Annotated in this window: 12 protein-coding genes; 6 read left to right on the top strand and 6 right to left on the bottom strand. The window is 71.7% G+C overall.

The annotated features are described in order from the left end of the window. Positions 1-383: 383 nt before the first annotated feature. Positions 384-962, top strand: coding sequence for a recombinase family protein (locus AC230_RS27925; protein WP_049719134.1), 579 nt, complete (start codon positions 384-386; stop codon positions 960-962). A 413-nt stretch (positions 963-1,375) separates the two neighbouring features. Here the strand turns inward: AC230_RS27925 and AC230_RS27930 are convergent, their stop codons facing one another. Further along, the gene (locus tag AC230_RS27930; protein WP_049719519.1) at positions 1,376-2,482 is read right to left on the bottom strand and encodes a helix-turn-helix domain-containing protein; all 1,107 of its coding nucleotides are present in this window, start codon (positions 2,480-2,482) and stop codon (positions 1,376-1,378) included. 335 nt (positions 2,483-2,817) lie between these two features. Between AC230_RS27930 and AC230_RS27940 the strand changes: the two genes are divergently transcribed. Both AC230_RS27940 and AC230_RS27945 read left to right on the top strand, forming a co-directional pair. Further along, on the top strand, positions 2,818-3,096 hold the full coding sequence (locus AC230_RS27940; RefSeq protein WP_049719136.1) for a DUF7848 domain-containing protein: 279 nt from the start codon (positions 2,818-2,820) through the stop codon (positions 3,094-3,096). 339 nt (positions 3,097-3,435) lie between these two features. Then, entirely contained in the window at positions 3,436-5,265 is a 1,830-nt protein-coding gene (locus AC230_RS27945) for an NHL domain-containing thioredoxin family protein (RefSeq protein ID WP_049719137.1), read from the top strand. An 85-nt stretch (positions 5,266-5,350) separates the two neighbouring features. Here the strand turns inward: AC230_RS27945 and AC230_RS27950 are convergent, their stop codons facing one another. The 3 genes from AC230_RS27950 to AC230_RS27960 form a co-directional block, all read right to left on the bottom strand. Next, positions 5,351-5,956, bottom strand: coding sequence for a DUF4232 domain-containing protein (locus AC230_RS27950; RefSeq protein ID WP_049719138.1), 606 nt, complete (start codon positions 5,954-5,956; stop codon positions 5,351-5,353). A gap of 33 nt (positions 5,957-5,989) precedes the next feature. Continuing rightward, a complete protein-coding gene (locus AC230_RS27955) occupies positions 5,990-7,279 on the bottom strand; it encodes a M18 family aminopeptidase (protein ID WP_049719139.1) in 1,290 nt (429 codons plus the stop codon). A 74-nt stretch (positions 7,280-7,353) separates the two neighbouring features. Next, the gene (locus AC230_RS27960) at positions 7,354-9,180 is read right to left on the bottom strand and encodes an acyl-CoA dehydrogenase (RefSeq protein WP_049719140.1); all 1,827 of its coding nucleotides are present in this window, start codon (positions 9,178-9,180) and stop codon (positions 7,354-7,356) included. Positions 9,181-9,311: 131 nt separating this feature from the next. Here AC230_RS27960 and AC230_RS27965 point away from each other — a divergent pair, with 131 nt between their 5' ends. Beyond that, on the top strand, positions 9,312-9,764 hold the full coding sequence (locus AC230_RS27965; protein ID WP_049719141.1) for an SseB family protein: 453 nt from the start codon (positions 9,312-9,314) through the stop codon (positions 9,762-9,764). A 751-nt stretch (positions 9,765-10,515) separates the two neighbouring features. Here the strand turns inward: AC230_RS27965 and AC230_RS27970 are convergent. Then, entirely contained in the window at positions 10,516-11,484 is a 969-nt protein-coding gene (locus AC230_RS27970; RefSeq protein ID WP_049719142.1) for a trypsin-like serine peptidase, read from the bottom strand. Between the two features lie 106 nt (positions 11,485-11,590). Here AC230_RS27970 and AC230_RS27975 point away from each other — a divergent pair, with 106 nt between their 5' ends. Continuing rightward, positions 11,591-12,556 carry a pirin family protein gene (locus tag AC230_RS27975; RefSeq protein WP_049719143.1) on the top strand — a complete coding sequence of 322 codons (966 nt, stop codon included), beginning with the start codon at positions 11,591-11,593 and terminating at the stop codon, positions 12,554-12,556. 25 nt (positions 12,557-12,581) lie between these two features. Here AC230_RS27975 and AC230_RS27980 read toward each other — a convergent pair whose 3' ends face one another. Further along, positions 12,582-14,738: an ATP-binding SpoIIE family protein phosphatase gene (locus AC230_RS27980; protein WP_049719144.1), complete on the bottom strand. Its 2,157-nt coding sequence runs from the start codon at positions 14,736-14,738 to the stop codon at positions 12,582-12,584. A 151-nt stretch (positions 14,739-14,889) separates the two neighbouring features. Between AC230_RS27980 and aspS the strand changes: the two genes are divergently transcribed. Then, positions 14,890-16,677, top strand: coding sequence for an aspartate--tRNA ligase (gene aspS, locus AC230_RS27985; protein ID WP_049719145.1), 1,788 nt, complete (start codon positions 14,890-14,892; stop codon positions 16,675-16,677). Positions 16,678-16,731 lie beyond the last annotated feature (54 nt).

The raw sequence follows: 16,731 nt of genomic DNA on the forward strand, positions 1-16,731 counted from the left end.
CCGGGTGTACGGGTTTTCCAGTCGCCCGGTCGGCGGCGCGGGTGACGAAGTGACGAAGTGAGGGTAGGTCTCTGTATCCCTATAGAGAACTCTTAGGGAATACAGAATCATGCCTCAGTTCGTCACATCGTCACCACTCCCAGGCGGGTGCCCCCTCTCCCTCGCTGCACTGATCGGCAGGGAGACTTTTTCCTCGCATGGCCAATTCGGGCATTTCGGTGGGTCGTTGCCGTGAGTGACTGTCGGCAGGGCGTCCATCAAACGATGGTTTGTGAGACACCCTCGCCGACGCGCCGGACGGGCCGGGATCGTGACTCAAAACCCGTCTCACAACCTCTCCGAAACCCTTGATGTTCTGAGACGGGTTGTGAGACAGTCGGGGCATGACGACGAACACCGGACACCTCATCGGTTACGCCCGAGTCTCCACGGACGACCAGGAAGCGCAGTTGCAGCTTGACGCCTTGTCGGATGCTGGCTGCGCCCGGATCTTCACGGACAAGGCGAGCGGGAAGAACACGGATCGCTCGGAGCTTGCTGCCGCGCTGGACTACCTGCGCCCCGGGGACACGCTGTGCGTGTGGAAGCTGGACCGGTTCGCCCGGTCGCTGATTGACCTTGTGACGATGGTGGACGCTCTTGCCGAACGGGGGGTGGGGTTCAAGGTCCTGACGGGTGCGCTGGCGAGCATCGACCCCGGTACGGCGGACGGCCGGCTGATGCTTCAGGTGGTGGGCGCGATGGCGGAGTTCGAGCGGGCCCTGATCAAGGACCGGACCCGGGCGGGGCTGGACGCTGCCAGGGCGCAGGGGCGTACCGGGGGGCGTCCGGCCGTGATGGACGCTGACAAGCTTGCCGCTGCGAAGGCGCGCCGTGCGAAGGGCGAGAGCGTGACGGCGATAGCGAAGGCGCTTGGTGTGTCCCGGGCGACGCTGTACCGGGCGTTGGGCGACGCGTCGTAGTCCGCTGCGCCCCGAGGCTTGAGAGGCCGTCTGTCTTCACGACAGGCGGTCTTTCGCTGTGTCGGCGCAGCGAGGGGGCAGGGCGCTGCGGAAGTTCGCTCGTTCGTACGTCTGGCGATCCCGGTCCAAGCTCCGCGTTCGCGTGCTGAGTGTGACACCGTTTTTCGACCCGAAACATTGGCTTTGACCTGCTGCAACGTGTCTCACTGCGCCTGAGATATGCCCTGTGAACGCCTTGGTAGCGGGTCGGAACGGCGTGTCAAGGGGTGGGTAGTGGCCCCTAAGCGCCTTCTCCCGTGCCGGGGGCCGATAGCAGCGCCGTCCGCGTACGCGTCTGGGGGTTTCGTCCGAGTGCCTGAGCACCTGTGGCTGACCCTTCGCTGGGCTGGCTAGGGGACCGGTTCCACAGGCTCTCAGGCCCTGATCTCGTCCATGAGCATCCGCAGCGTGAGGCTGTGCTTCTCGGGCGGCAGCGCGTCCATAGCGGCTTGGGCATAGGCGGCCCCTCCTGCGCTGTCCCCGGACCGGGCAAGCATTAGGCCCCGGTGCAGTTCTAGGTGGGTAGCGAACCGGGGCAACTCTGCGGGTAGCTCTCGTGCCGCCTGTTCCTGCGCTTCAAGGGCCCCTTTCTCATCTCCGAGGCGGGCCAGTAGCAGGGACCGGAATACGTTGAGTCGCCACCACGGAACGGCATAGTCGCTGGTTTGCTCGTACGACCCTGCCCGGTCGAAGATCCGGCGGCCATGGGTGTCCAGGTTGCGGGCCGCCTCACTGTCGCCCCGGAGTGCTGCGGCGTGGGCCTTGCCGTAGACGGCGTTCAGGAGCCCCAGAGAGGGCCTGTCAGCACCGACAGCTAGGGCTTGATCGGCAAGGACGTCTGCGACCCCCAGAGAGGCGCCCTCGTACCCCAGGGCGATAGCGGCCCGCCCCCGGACCCAGACGCGCGCCTCGTCGTCTCCAGAGTGGTCCGCTGCGCGCGCTGCTAGGCGATACCAGTGCACTGCCTTGGCGCCGTCCGAACCGGGGAAAGTCTTGGCGTACAACGTCATGAGCCGTGCGGCGACGGACCAGAGGTGCGGGTCCTCCAACTGCTGTTGAACCACGACGAGTTCGCCGCTCACGCGCCGCTGAATATCAGCAGCGCCAAGGCTCATGTACTCGGTACCGTACGTGGCCAACTTGGCTTCCCACCTGTCTACGGATGGGCCGCCTTGAAGCCGTGCGGCGAACCCCATGCTGAGCAGGTCGGAGGCGACCACCGGGGCTATCGCGGTGGCAGCGACATCGGAGAGGAACGTCCGTCGGTTCACTTCATCCTCAAGGACAGCCAGGGGGACATCTAGGACTGCGGACAAGCACCGGAGGTAGAACGGTCCCGGTGTCACTGCGGAACGCTCCCAACGGCCGATGTACTCCCGAGTCAGCGTGGTACCGAATGCCTTGTTGATCTCTGAAGCTAACCGGCCCTGGCTCCAGCCGCGAGCCTTGCGGAGGTCCTTGATTAGTTCCCCGATGGTCATGAAGCCCATCTTGCCCCTACCGCTGGTCCTTGACGGCATAAGAACGGCTGATCGAACAACACTTGCCCCCAGCGATGCCCCTATCCGGGCCCCATATCCGCCGGGACGATCGGCACACCTGGACGCGAGGGGACAGCGACGATGGCGAGAACGCGCGAGACCGGGCACCCGTACGAGTACGTGACCTACCCCCCGAAGGGGCAGACGTGCGGGATGTGCCGGAAACCCATCCGCACTGACAAGATCTGCCGACGCGGGGACATCGAACGAGCCTCCGGCTCCCCGGTCGTCGTGTACTGGCACACGGACTGCGTTGCGCGGGCGGGGGGCGCCAAGTGAGCCGTAGTCGCCACTGGTACGCGGACTGGACGACGCTCCAGGACCCGGCCACGGCCGCAGAGTTCGCCGTCTTTTGCGCTGAAGAGGGCTGCGGCGAACGCTTCATCATCAAGGACGGCCAGGCGGAAGCCGAGGCATGGACCTTCAACCACACCCGTGACACCGGACACCGCCACTTCTGGCAGACGTTCGGGTACGCGATCGTCGTGGGCACGCCCCCGGGGGCCGTCTTGGCGGGCCGTCTCGCCCGGCAAGAACGGGCGGCGCAGCGGTGACCCCCGCGAGACTCCAGAGGTGTCCGGCAGTCCCGTTACAGGCCCCGGAGCCGGTGAGCCTTGTGGACGACCTTGACGGCCCGTACGCGGACTCTCCCGAGGGGTGGTGGACCGAGTACGGCGGGGCGCTGAACGTTCGCTCTGGTGTCGTCTACATACCTCGGGTCAACGAGCATCCGCCGTGCCCGTTCCCGTGCAGGTTTTGCGCGGATCAGCGGGAGCGGTGAGGGAGAAGGGCCCTGCTCGTGCGCTGCCCCCGTGGCGTGCGGGTGGGGCTTTCGATTGGCCCGGTCGGGCGCCTGTGATCCTCCGTTCATACACGGATGGCACCCTGGGTGCATGAACGCTGCTTCCCCCGCTCCGCGCCGTCCCCGTGTCCGTGCTCCCGAGCTGATAGGCAAGGGCGGGTGGATCAACACGGGTGGCAAAAATCTGTCCCTCGCGGACCTGCGAGGTAAGTGCGTTGTTGTAGATTTCTGGACGTTCTGCTGTGTGAACTGCCTGCACGTGCTCGACGAGCTGCGGGAGCTGGAGGAGAAGCACCGGGACACCACGGTGGTCGTCGGCGTGCACTCGCCGAAGTTCGTGCACGAGGCCGAGCACCGGGCGGTCGTGGACGCCGTGGAGCGCTACGGGGTCCACCACCCCGTCCTGGACGACCCCGAGCTCGCGACGTGGAAGCAGTACGCGGTGCGGGCGTGGCCGACGCTCGTCGTGATCGATCCGGAGGGGTACGTCGTCGCCCAGCACGCCGGCGAGGGGCACGCGCACGCGCTGGAGGCGCTGGTCACCGAGCTGGAGGCCGAGCACGCGGCCAAGGGGACGCTGCGGCGCGGGGACGGGCCGTACGTGGCGCCCGAGCCGGTCGCGACCGATCTGCGCTTCCCGGGCAAGGTGCTGGCCCTGCCGGGCGGCGGGTTCCTGGTGTCGGACACCACCAGGCACCAGCTCGTGGAGCTGGCCGGGGACGGCGAGACCGTCGTCCGGCGGATCGGCACCGGGGAGCGCGGGCTGAGCGACGAGCCCGTGCGGTTCAGCGAGCCCCAGGGGCTCGCGCTCCTGCCCGACGGGCGGGTGGTCGTCGCCGACACCGTCAACCACGCGCTGCGCGCCTTCGACCCCGCGACCGGGCGGGTCACCACCGTCGCCGGCACCGGCCGCCAGTGGTGGCAGGGGGCGGCGACGTCCGGCCCGGCCCGCGAGGTGGCGCTCTCGTCCCCCTGGGACCTGGCCTGGTACGCGGACCGGCTCTGGATCGCCATGGCCGGCGTCCACCAGCTCTGGACGTACGACCCGGCGACGGACGCCGTCGAGGCCGTCGCGGGCACGACGAACGAGGGGCTCGTGGACGGCCCCGCCGCCGACGCGTGGTTCGCGCAGCCCTCCGGGCTGGCGGCGGACGGCGACCGGCTGTGGGTCGCCGACTCCGAGACCTCCGCGCTGCGGTACGTGGAGCGGGACGGGGACGGGTTCGCCGTGCGGACCGCCGTCGGGGCCGGGCTCTTCGACTTCGGGCACCGGGACGGGGACGCGCGGCAGGCGCTGTTCCAGCACCCGTTGGGCGTCACCGTCCTCCCGGACGGCTCCGTCGCCGTCTCCGACACCTACAACCACGCGCTGCGCCGCTACGACCCCGCGACGGGCCAGGTCAGCACGGTGGCGACGGATCTGCGCGAGCCCTCCGGCGCCGTGCTCGTGCCCGGCTCGGACGACATCCTCGTCGTCGAGTCGGCACGGCACCGGCTGACGCGGCTGCGGCTGCCGGAGGAGGCGGTGCGCGTGGAGTCCGTGGCGCACCGCACGCGGCGGGAGGCGACCGAGGTCGCCCCCGGGGAGCTGCTGCTGGACGTCGTCTTCCAGGCGCCGGCCGGGCAGAAGCTGGACACCCGGTACGGGCCGTCCACGCGGCTGCTGGTGAGCGCCACGCCGCCGGAGCTGCTGGCGGAGGGCGCGGGCAAGGGCACGGACCTCGGCCGCCGGCTGGTGCTGTCCCCGGACGTCGCGGAGGGGGTGCTGCACGTGTCCGCGATGGCGGCGTCGTGCGACGACGACCCGGAGAACGAGTACCCGGCGTGCCATGTGCACCAGCAGGACTGGGGAGTTCCGGTGCGCGTGGTCGCCGGGGGCGCGGAGCGGCTGCCGCTGGTGCTGGCCGGTCTGGACGGGTGAGTCCGTCCCGGCCCGTCCTCTCGCCGTGTCCCGGGGGCCGCCCCCTCCGGCGGGGGAGAGGGCGGGCCGGAGGGAGCGGGCGGCGTCAGCCCTTGAGCGCCGACGCCTCGTCCGCCACCCAGTACGTCGTCCGCACCCCGTCGTCGATCTTCAGCTTCCCGCCGGGGAGCGCGGCCCTGGTCTCGCCGCCCTCGACCGGGTCGCCGTTCTTCGCCTGGAAGGAGACGGACAGCTCCGTGGCCTCCCGCGGCGTGCCGCCGTCCTTCGACGTCGGGACGACCCCCGCGTAAGCGGACTTGCCGGGGGCCAGCCGCACCGGCGACGCCGGCTTCGAGGCGGCGACCATGTCGGCCGTCGCCTGGTCCTTGTCGAAGCGGAGGAACGGGAAGCCGTACGCCGTGCACGCCTTGGACGCCGTCGCGACCAGCAGGACGCGCCCCGAAGGAGCGGGCCGCGCCTGGAGCCTGACGTCGGACGGCGCGCACGCGTCCCCCTTCGCCGCGCCCGAGGCCGCGCTGTCCTCGCCCTCCGCGCCGATGTCGGGGGCCTCCGAGGAGGAGGAAGCGGAGGAAGCGGAGGACTTCGCGTCGGAGGAGTCCGAACTCCCGCCCCCGCCGCACCCCGTGAGGGACAGCGCGGCGACGGCCGTCAACACGGCGAGGGCGGCGGGAAGATGAGGACGGGCGGTCATGGTGGTTCCCCCGGGGACGGTACGGCGGACGGCTCAGCCTTCGAGGAAGGCGGTCAGCGCCGAGGCGAGCAGATGCGGGTCGTCCGCGCCGCACAGTTCGCGCGCGGAGTGCATGGAGAGGATAGCGACGCCGATGTCGACCGTGGTGATGCCGTGCCGCGCCGCCGTGATCGGCCCGATCGTCGTGCCGCAGGGAACGGAGTTGTTCGAGACGAAGTGCTGGTACGGCACGCCCGCCCGCTCGCACGCGGCGGTGAACAGCGCCCGCCCGCCGCCGTCCGTCGCGTACCGCTGGTTGACGTTGGTCTTGAGCAACGGGCCGCCGTTGGCCACCGGGTGGTGGCCCGGCTCGTGCCGCTCCGCGTAGTTGGGGTGGACGGCGTGCCCGGTGTCGGAGGAGAAGCAGACCGTGCCGGCCAGGGCCCGCGCCCGGTCCTCGTAGGTGCCGCCGCGCGCGAATACCGAGCGCTCCAGGACGTTGCCGAGCAGCGGCCCCTCCGCACCCGTGTCGGACTGGCTGCCGTTCTCCTCGTGGTCGAAGGCGGCCAGGACGGGGATGTACGACAGCGCGCCGGACGCCGACGCGGCGGCCAGCGCGGCCGTACCGGCGTGCACGGAGAGGAGGTTGTCCATCCGCGGCCCGGCGACGAGCTCGCGGTCGCGGCCGAGGTAGGCGGGCGGCTCGACGCTGTGCGTCATCAGGTCCCAGCCGGTGATCTCCCGCGCCTCGACGCCCGCTTCCCGGGCGACGAAGCGGATGAGGTCGCCCTCCTCGGCCTTGCCCAGGCCCCACAGCGGCGTCATGTGGCGCTGCCGGTCCAGCGTCAGGCCGTCGTTGACGCCCCGGTCGAGGTGGATGGCGAGCTGCGGGACGCGCAGCAGCGGGCGGTCGACGTTGACCAGGCGGTGCTCGCCGCCGCGCAGGGTGATCCGGCCGGAGAGGCCGAGGTCGCGGTCGAGCCAGGTGTTGAGCAGCGTGCCGCCGTAGATCTCCACGGCGATCTGGCGCCAGCCGTGCGCCCCGGTGTCGGGCAGCGGCTTGACGCGCAGGTTGGGCGAGTCGGTGTGCGCACCGACGATGCGGAACGGGGTGGCGGGCGCCGCGCCCTCGGGCACGTACCAGGCGATGATCGCGCCGCCCCGCAGCACGAACCTGCCGCCCGCGGAGGCGTCCCACGCCTCGGTCTCCGCGAGCTGCCGGAAGCCCGCCTTCTCCAGCCGGGCGGCCGTGTTGGCCACCGCGTGGTAGGGCGAGGGGCTGGCGGCGAGGAAGGAGATGAGGTCGTCGGTGTGGCCGCGGTCGAAGCGGTGCGCAGTGCTCATGGGGCCAGGATAGGGAGCACGCGGGAGGGCCCGCTCCCCCTGGGAGCGGGCCCTCGTACGGGCGTCGGGCGGGCTCAGAACGCGGCCTCGTCCAGCTCCATGAGCGACTGGTCCACGCCCTCGGCGAGCGTGCGCTCGACCGAGACGCCGGGCAGGACGTTCGCGGCGAAGAACTTCGCGGCCGCGATCTTGCCGGCGTAGAAGGACTTGTCCTTCGCGGAGGCGTCCGCGATCTTCCCGGCGGCCACGGCCGCGCCGCGCAGCAGCAGGTAGCCGACGACGACGTCGCCGGAGGCCATCAGCAGGCGGGTGGTGTTGAGGCCGACCTTGTAGATGGACTTGACGTCCTTCTCGGTGGCGGCGAGGTCGGTCAGCATGGTGCCGACGATCGCCTCCAGGTCGGTGGCGGCCTTGGCGAGCCGGTCGCGGGCCGCGGCCAGGTCCTCGCCGCCGGGCGCCTCGGCGAGGAACTTCTTGATCTCCTCGGAGAGCGCGGTGAGCGCCTGGCCCTGGTCGCGGACGATCTTCCGGAAGAAGAAGTCCTGGCCCTGGATGGCGGTGGTGCCCTCGTAGAGGGTGTCGATCTTGGCGTCGCGGATGTACTGCTCGACCGGGTACTCCTGGAGGTACCCGGAGCCGCCGAACGTCTGGAGGGACTGGGCGAGTTGCTCGTACGACTTCTCCGAGCCGTAGCCCTTGACGATCGGCAGGAGCAGGTCGTTGATGCCGTGCAGCGCCTTGGCGTCCTCGCCCGCGGCCTCCTTGACGATGATCTCGTCCTGGACGGCGGCCGTGTAGAGGACGAGGGCGCGCATGCCCTCCGCGTACGCCTTCTGCGTCATCAGCGAGCGGCGGACGTCGGGGTGGTGGGTGATGGTGACCTTGGGTGCGGTCTTGTCCATGAAGTTCGCCAGGTCCGGGCCCTGCACGCGCTCCTTGGCGTACTCCAGCGCGTTGAGGTAGCCGGTGGAGAGGGTGGCGATGGCCTTGGTGCCGACCATCATCCGCGCGAACTCGATGATCATGAACATCTGGCGGATGCCGTCGTGCTTCTCGCCGATGAGCCAGCCCTTGGCGGGGTGCTTGTCGCCGAAGGTCATCTCGCAGGTGTTGGACGCCTTGAGGCCCATCTTGTGCTCGACGTTGGTGGCGTAGACGCCGTTGCGGGCGCCGAGTTCACCGGTCTCGAAGTCGAACTCGTACTTCGGGACGAGGAAGAGGGAGAGGCCCTTCGTGCCGGGGCCGTGGCCCTCGGGACGGGCGAGGACGTAGTGGAGGATGTTGTCCGCCATGTCGTGCTCGCCCGAGGTGATGAAGCGCTTCACGCCCTCGATGTGCCAGGAGCCGTCCTCCTGCTTGATCGCCTTGGTGCGGCCGGCGCCCACGTCCGAGCCGGCGTCCGGCTCGGTCAGCACCATGGTCGAGCCCCACTGCTTCTCGACCGCGATCTTCGCGATGTGCTTCTGCTGCTCGGTGCCCTCCGCGAACAGCACACCGGCGAAGGCCGGGCCGGACGAGTACATCCAGACCGCCGGGTTGGCGCCGAGGATCGTCTCCGCGAAGCCCCAGAGCAGGCTGCGCGGGGCGACGGTGCCGCCGATCTCCTCAGGGATGCCCAGGCGCCACCACTCGGCGTCCATGTAGGCCCGGTAGCTCTTCTTGAACGTGTCCGGGATGGGGGCGGTGTTGGTCTCGGGGTCGAAGACGGGCGGGTTGCGGTCGGCGTCGGCGTAGGAGTCGGCCAGCTCGTTCTCCGAGAGGCGCGCGATCTCCGAGAGGATGTCCTTGGCGGTGTCGACGTCCATGTCCGCGAACGGGCCGGTGCCGTACAGCTTGTCGCGGCCGAGGACCTCGAAGAGGTTGAACTCGATGTCGCGGAGGTTCGACTTGTAGTGGCCCATACAACGGCTCCGTAAGGGGTGACGGGAGGGGCGGTCCTCGTGCGTACCGGTCGGTAATGTGCATGATGCTACCCACCGGTAATAAGAAGCAACCCCTGTTCGGCCAACTGTGACTCGTTACGCTTCTGCCCATGTACGGCTACGACACGAACGTGGGACAACAGGGCTACGCCCCGCCGCAGCAGCCCGGCGGCTACGGCGAGCAGCCGCTCTACCCCGAGCCGTCGCCGCCGTCGCTCGCGGACGCGGTGCGGGCGTTCACCACCGGGTCGATGTCCGCCGAGGACTTCCAGGTGATCTTCTCCAACTCGAAGGTCTACTGCCCGCGCGGTGACAACCCCGGCTTCCTCGCCCTGCACAACACGCAGCACCCGGTGATCCCGATGTTCACCTCCCTGAAGGAGCTGCGCCGTTACGCCGGCAAGGAGTCCAAGTACTTCGTCATCACCGGCGCCGAAGTGATCGACCTCCTGCCGACCGGCTACGGCTTCGTCCTCGACATGGAGGGCGACCACCGGATGGTCTTCGACGCCAAGGCGGTCGAGCAGATGGTGGACTTCGCGATGCGGCGCATGTACGGCTGATCCGCCCCCGCCGATCCTCGCCCCCGCCCCGCCCTTTCCCCGTTTCCCCCGGGGCTGCGCCCCTGTGCGACCCCGCGTCCCGCGGGGGGTGGGGTGTTGGGGCTGCGCCCCTGCACCCCGGCGGGGCTGCGCCCCTGCACCCCGGCGGGGCTCCGCCCTTGCACCCCGGCGGGGCTCCGCCCTTGCACCCCGGCGGGGCTTCGCCCTTGCACCCCGGCGGGGCTTCGCCCTTGCACCCCACCGGGGGCTGCGCCCCCTGGGCCCCTTCCGGGAGCTGCGCCCCGGCCCGGACCGCGCTCCGCGCGGGGGCGAGGCCGCCTGCCGCCGCGCGGGCAGGGAGGGGCGCTCCGCGTGGGCGGGGCGGGGCGCTCCGCGCAGGTGGGGCGGGACCGCGCGCTCCGCGCAGGTGGCGCGGGGCTTCGCCCCTTGCCCCCACCGGGTGGCTGCGCTCCCTGGACCCTTGCGAGGCCGTGCCCCTGCCCCCGTTTCGGGGCTCCGCCCCGGACCCCGCAACCGCGCGGAGCCACGATCAGGGGGGTGCAGGGGGCGGAGCCCCCGCCCCCGCGCAGGGGCGCAGCCCCGGGGTGGCGCTGGGCCCGCGGGGTGGCGCCGGGCCCCCGCGCGCCCCCGCGCCCCCGCGCGCCGCCGCGCCCCCGCCCGGCGCCGGGCCGAGGGGCGGAGCCCCGGGAGAAACGGTGAAAGGGCGGGGCGGGGCGAGGCATCCGGGGGGCGAGCCCCCGCGCGGCCGGGGCTAGTTCGCCGCGCGGTGGTACAAGTCGCGTACCGCGTCGCCGAAATACGAGCTGTACGACGTCTCGTCGTCGCCGCCCTCGTCCTTGCCGCCCAGGACGCCGACGATCGTCCCCAGCCCCGTCACCGGATCCACATCCGTCAGCAGCGGGCTGCCGCTCGTACCGCCGGGCATTCCCCGGCAGTCGAAGCGGAGTTGGGTGGCGCCCTCGGCGCGGACGGTGTTCTGGCAGGCGAGGGGACGCTCCGCGTCGCCGGGGTAGCCGAGGACGCGCGCGGGCCGCCCGGCGGCCGGGTGGAAGGCGATCCGCTCGGCCCCCGTCACGCGCTCGACGGCCGCGTCCGAGCCGACCTGGCGCACGCGCAGGAAGGCGACGTCGTGGTCCTCGTCGCGGTCGGCCATCCACTCGGGGTCCACGTCGATGGAGGTGGGCACCCAGACGCCGTACGGCGCGACGCCGTCCCGGTAGCCGGGGGCGAAGGCGATGTCCGTGTGGAAGCCCCCGGTGTAGACGCAGTGGGCGGCGGTGACCAGCAGATCGCCGCGCTCGCTGTGGACGACGCTCGCGGTGCAGCCGTGCCCCGGTTCGTCCTGGTCGGTGTAGAAGAGCGGGCCGACCGCCGGCGAGGGGTTCCCCGGCGCCGCCTCCAGCGGCTCGGAGCGGGGCAGCGGGTCGGTGCGCCGGGCGCCGTGGTCCGCGGCCGCCGAGTCCACCGCGGGCCGGGGCACGCCCGGCTCGGTGCGCACCGCGGAGGCCATCGCGTCGGCGGTGCGGTCCCCGTTCGCCTCCGGTTCCGTCCAGTGGCCGGAGGACTCGCCCCGGGCGAGGGACCCGTCCGAGGCCGAGCCCTGGCCCGCGACCAGCAGACCGACGGCGGCCAGCGCCAGGACGGCGGCGACGAGGGCCGCGTAACCGGCGGGGCCGGGGGTGCGGGGGGAGCCGGCCGGCCCGGAGGATCTGGCGCGCATTGATCAAGTGTCCACCACCGGAGGGGCCCGGGCGCGGGAATGGGTGACGCTTGCTGGTTGTTCAGCCTTCAACTAAATTGGGGGCGAACCGTCCGAGGAGGCCGACATGCCCGCCGTAACCGTAGAGAACCCGCTGTCCCTGCCCCGCGTCTCCGCACCCGCGGACGCCCGGCAGCGCCCGGTGCTGCACGTCGCCACCGCTCCGCAGGGCCTGGAGGGCGAGGGCTTCCCCGTCCGCCGGGCCTTCGCGGGGATCGACTACCGGTACCTGGACCCGTTCATCATGATGGACCAGATGGGCGAGGTGGAGTACGCGCCGGGAGAGCCCAAGGGCACCCCGTGGCACCCCCACCGCGGCTTCGAGACCGTCACCTACATGATCGACGGGGTCATCGACCACCGGGACTCGCACGGGGGCGGCGGCACCATCACCGACGGCGACACCCAGTGGATGACCGCCGGCTCCGGCCTGCTGCACATCGAGGCGCCGCCGGAGGCGCTGGTGGTCAGCGGCGGGCTCTTCCACGGCCTCCAGCTGTGGGTGAACCTGCCCGCCAAGGACAAGATGATGGCCCCCCGCTACCAGGACATCGCCGGCGGCAGGGTCAAGCTGCTCAGCTCCGCCGACGGCGGCGCGCTGCTGCGGCTCATCGCCGGGGACCTCCAGGGGGAGACGGGCGTGCACCGGGGGCCCGGGGTCACCCACACGCCCATCACGATGCTGCACGTGTCCCTCAACCCGGGGGCGCAGCTCACCCTTCCGTGGCCTCCCGGCTTCAACGGCCTCGCCTACGCCCTCTCCGGGCGCGGCACCGCGGGCGCCGAGGGGCGGCCGTTCCGCTCGGGCCAGGCGGTGGTCTTCGGCGACGGCGACGCGATCACCCTCGGCGCCGGCACGGCGCAGGAGTCGCGCAGCCCCGGCTTCGAGGTCGTGCTGCTGGGCGGGCGGCCGATCCGGGAGCCGATGGCGCACTACGGACCGTTCGTCATGAACAGCCACGCCGAACTCGCCCAGGCCTTCGACGACTTCCGCGCCGGACGGCTGGGCACGGTCCCGGCGGACGGGGCCTGACGGCGGCGCGAGGGGGCGGGCGGGGCTACGTGACGGCCTCCAGGCCGGCCGGCGCCGCGGCGGAGGTCCCCGGCGCCTCCGCCCCCTCGTAGAGCTCGAACCAGATGTTCTTGCCCTCGCCCCGGGGCTCCACGCCCCACGCCCCGGCGAGCAGTTCCATCAGCACCAGGCCGCGCCCGGAGGAGGCCATCTCCCCCGGGTGCCGGCGGTGCGGCAGCTCGTCGCTGGAGTCGGCGACGTCCACCCGCAGCCGCCGCCGGCCGGGGCCGCCGGATATGGCGGCCCGCAGCAGCGCGTCCCCGTCCGTGTGGACCAGGACGTTGGTGACCATCTCGGAGACCATGAGGACCGCGGAGTCCTTCTGGTCCTCGTCCGGCCAGTCGTGCATCAGGTCGCGCACCTGCTGCCGCGCCTCGGCGATGCGCTCCGGCTCCGCCTGCGCGATGGCGAGGACCGTGCGCCGGGTGGGCACCGGGGCGGCGCCGGCCGGCACCGCGAGCGGCTCGCGGCGCAGCAGGAGCAGCGCGATGTCGTCCTCGCGCCGGTCCACCAGCGGGCCGGTCGTGTAGTGCGACGAGGGGCCGTGCACGGCCCGGACGAGGCCGTCGGCGAGCTCCTCCAGGAAGGCCGAGCCGTCCGCCGCGTCCCCGGTGGGCTGGGCCTCGACGACCTCGCGCAGCCGCTGCCAGCCGGTCTCCAGGTCGTGTCCGCCGGTCTCGATGAGCCCGTCGGTGCAGACCAGCATCGTCTCGCCGGGTTCGAGGACGAGCCGGGTGGTCGGGTAGTCGCTGTCCGGGTCGATGCCCAGCGGCAGCCCCCCGGCCGTGGAGCGCACCAGCAGGGTGCCGTCGTCCATGCGGATCGCCGGGTCGGGGTGGCCGGCGCGGGCGATGACCAGCAGGCCGGTCGCGGGGTCCACCTCGATGTAGAGGCAGGTGGCGAAGCGCGGGTCCACCTCCTCGGGGATCCCCGGCCGGCTGCCGTTGATGCCCGCCAGGAAGCGGGAGGCGCGTGAGAGCACGGCGTCCGGGTGGTGGCCCTCGGAGGCGTACGCGCGGAGGGCGATCCGCAGCTGGCCCATCAGCCCGGCGGCGCGCACGTCGTGGCCCTGGACGTCGCCGATGACCAGGGCGAGCCTGCCGTCGGGCAGCGAGATCATGTCGTACCAGTCGCCGCCGACCTGGAGCCCGCCGCCGGTGGGCACGTAGCGGGCGGCCACCGACATCCCGGGGATGTCCGGCTGGAGGGTCGGCATCATCGAGCGCTGGAGGCCGACGGAGAGCTCCTTCTCGGACTCGTGGACGCTGGCCCGGCCCAGCGCCTGGGCGAGCATCCGGGCCACCGTGGTGAGCACCGAGCGCTCGTCGGGGGTGAAGGAGACCGGGACGCTGAAGCCCGCCATCCAGGCGCCGATCGTCTGCCCCGCGTTGATCAGCGGCAGGAAGGCCCAGGCCCGTCGGCCGAACCGTTTCACCAGGGGCCAGATGCGGGGGAAGCGGCGCGCGTAGTCGTCCGGCGAGGGGATGTAGATGGCCCGGCCGGTGCGGATGACCTCGGCGGCGGGGTGGCTGCTGTCCAGCGGCATGTCGAGGAGCGCCTCGACATCCTCGGTGCCGTAGCCGTGGTGGCCGATCATCGTCACCCGGCTGCCGTCGGTGCCGAAGACCGCCAGGGCGGACGGCTCGAAGCCGGGCATCGACAGGCCCGCGGCCACCCGCAGCACCTCGGCCGTCGAGCGCGCCTCGGCCAGCGCCCGCCCGGCGTCCAGCAGGAACGCCTCGCGGTGCCGCCGCCAGTCCCCGGTGACGGCCCCGCGCCGGGGCGAGGTGCCGGGGTGCGGCTCGGGGACCTCGGCGACCGTGCCGACGAGGGCGGGCGTGCCGCCGTCCACGGACCGGGCGCGGGCGCGCAGCGTCCGCAGCACCTTGCCCGCCTCGTCCACCACCCGGATCCGGGCCTCGGCCAGTGTGTGCTCCGCCACGGCCAGGCTGATCACGCCCTGGAGCTCGACCCAGTCCACCGCGTGGAAGCGCGCCCGGGTGCCGGACTCGGTCAGCTCGGTCCGCGCCGCGGGCAGGCCCAGCAGCCGGGCGGCCTCGGCGTCGAAGGTGACGATGCCCGTGACCCGGTCCCAGTGCCAGAGGCCGGTCGCGACGGCGGCCAGGACGTCCTCGGTGCGCATTGCCCCACTTTATGTGGGTTCGACGGAGGCAGACCACCGAAGGCGGGTGGGGCAGTACCCTTGCTCAGTGCTGTATGCACGCTAACCCAGTGCGGCGGGCCAGTGCAGCGCGCCCCTCGAACCACGCCTTCGACCACGACTTGGATGAACGATGCATCGTTACCGGTCCCACACCTGCGGCGAGCTCCGTGCGGCGGACGTCGACACCGACGTGCGCCTGAGCGGCTGGCTGCACAATCGGCGCGACCTCGGCGGCATCCTCTTCATCGATCTCCGCGACCACCACGGCATCACCCAGCTGGTGGCCCGCCCGGGCACCCCGGCCAACGAGGCGCTGAGCCACCTCACCAAGGAGACCGTCGTCCGCGTGGACGGCAAGGTCGCGAGCCGCGGCGCGGACAACGTCAACCCCGACCTGCCCACCGGTGAGGTCGAGGTCGAGGTCACCGAGGTGGAGGTGCTCGGCGCCGCCGAGCAGATCCCCTTCACCATCAACGCCGAGGACGGCGTCAACGAGGAGCGCCGCCTGGAGTACCGCTTCCTCGACCTGCGCCGCGAGCGCATGCACCGCAACATCATGCTGCGCTCGGCCGTCATCGCCTCGCTCCGGCAGAAGATGACCGCCCTCGGCTTCAACGAGATGGCCACCCCGATCCTGTCCGCCACCTCCCCCGAGGGCGCGCGCGACTTCCTGGTGCCCTCGCGTCTGCACGCCGGCAAGTTCTACGCGCTGCCGCAGGCCCCGCAGCAGTTCAAGCAGCTGCTGATGATCGCCGGCTTCGACCGCTACTTCCAGATCGCGCCCTGCTTCCGCGACGAGGACGCCCGCGCCGACCGCTCGCCGGGCGAGTTCTACCAGCTCGACGTGGAGATGTCCTTCGTCGAGCAGGAGGACGTCTTCCAGGTCATCGAGAAGGTCATGACCGACCTCTTCGAGGAGTTCGGCAACGGCCGCCACGTCACCTCGCCGTTCCCGCGCATCCCCTTCCGCGAGGCGATGCTCAAGTACGGCTCGGACAAGCCGGACCTGCGCGCCAAGCTGGAACTGGTCGACGTCACCGACGTCTTCGCGGGCTCCGAGTTCAAGGCCTTCGCCGGCAAGCACGTCCGGGCGCTGGCCGTGCCGGCCGTCCAGGACCAGCCGCGCAAGTTCTTCGACGGGCTGGGCGAGTTCGCCGTCGAGCAGGGCGCCAAGGGCCTGGCCTGGGTCCGCGTCGGTGAGCAGAACGCGCTGACCGGGCCGATCGCCAAGTTCCTCACCGAGGAGAACGTCGCGGCGCTGAGCGAGCGCCTGGGCCTCGAGCCCGGCCACGCCGTCTTCTTCGGCGCCGGCGAGTTCGACGAGGTCTCCAAGATCATGGGCGCCGTCCGCGTCGAGGCCGCCAAGCGCGCCGGCCAGTTCGAGGAGAACGTCTTCCGCTTCTGCTGGATCGTCGACTTCCCCATGTTCGAGAAGAACGAGGACACCGGCCAGGTCGAGTTCTCCCACAACCCCTTCTCCATGCCGCAGGGCGGCCTGGAGGCGCTGGAGACCAAGGACCCGCTGGACATCCTGGCCTGGCAGTACGACATCGTCTGCAACGGCACCGAGCTGTCCTCCGGCGCCATCCGGAACCACGAGCCCGAGGTCATGTACAAGGCGTTCGAGATCGCCGGGTACTCCAAGGAGGACGTCGAGCGCGAATTCGGCGGCATGCTGCGGGCCTTCAAGTTCGGCGCCCCGCCGCACGGCGGCATCGCCCCGGGCGTCGACCGCATCGTCATGCTGCTGGCCGACGAGCCCAACATCCGCGAGACGATCGCCTTCCCGCTCAACGGCAACGCCCAGGACCTGCTGATGGGCGCCCCGAGCGAGGTCGACGAGGCCCGGCTGAAGGAGCTCCACCTGAGCATCCGCACCGGCCCGGCGAAGGCCACGCCGTACAAGCCGACCAAGTAGGCGGCCCGTCGGCGGGGTGATCCCGTCGTACGGAGGGGTCCGGCACCGATGTGC

The organism is Streptomyces caatingaensis (assembly GCF_001187435.1).
Lineage (GTDB): Bacteria > Actinomycetota > Actinomycetes > Streptomycetales > Streptomycetaceae > Streptomyces > Streptomyces caatingaensis.

Coding starts and splice junctions, on each gene's coding strand:
- AC230_RS27925 (WP_049719134.1), top strand. CDS start 384: ATGACGACGAACACCGGACACCTCATCGGTTACGCCCGAGTCTCCACG.
- AC230_RS27960 (WP_049719140.1), bottom strand. CDS start 9,180: ATGGGCCACTACAAGTCGAACCTCCGCGACATCGAGTTCAACCTCTTC.
- AC230_RS27965 (WP_049719141.1), top strand. CDS start 9,312: ATGTACGGCTACGACACGAACGTGGGACAACAGGGCTACGCCCCGCCG.
- AC230_RS27955 (WP_049719139.1), bottom strand. CDS start 7,279: ATGAGCACTGCGCACCGCTTCGACCGCGGCCACACCGACGACCTCATC.
- AC230_RS27930 (WP_049719519.1), bottom strand. CDS start 2,482: ATGACCATCGGGGAACTAATCAAGGACCTCCGCAAGGCTCGCGGCTGG.
- AC230_RS27970 (WP_049719142.1), bottom strand. CDS start 11,484: ATGCGCGCCAGATCCTCCGGGCCGGCCGGCTCCCCCCGCACCCCCGGC.
- AC230_RS27950 (WP_049719138.1), bottom strand. CDS start 5,956: ATGACCGCCCGTCCTCATCTTCCCGCCGCCCTCGCCGTGTTGACGGCC.
- AC230_RS27980 (WP_049719144.1), bottom strand. CDS start 14,738: ATGCGCACCGAGGACGTCCTGGCCGCCGTCGCGACCGGCCTCTGGCAC.
- AC230_RS27975 (WP_049719143.1), top strand. CDS start 11,591: ATGCCCGCCGTAACCGTAGAGAACCCGCTGTCCCTGCCCCGCGTCTCC.
- aspS (WP_049719145.1), top strand. CDS start 14,890: ATGCATCGTTACCGGTCCCACACCTGCGGCGAGCTCCGTGCGGCGGAC.
- AC230_RS27945 (WP_049719137.1), top strand. CDS start 3,436: ATGAACGCTGCTTCCCCCGCTCCGCGCCGTCCCCGTGTCCGTGCTCCC.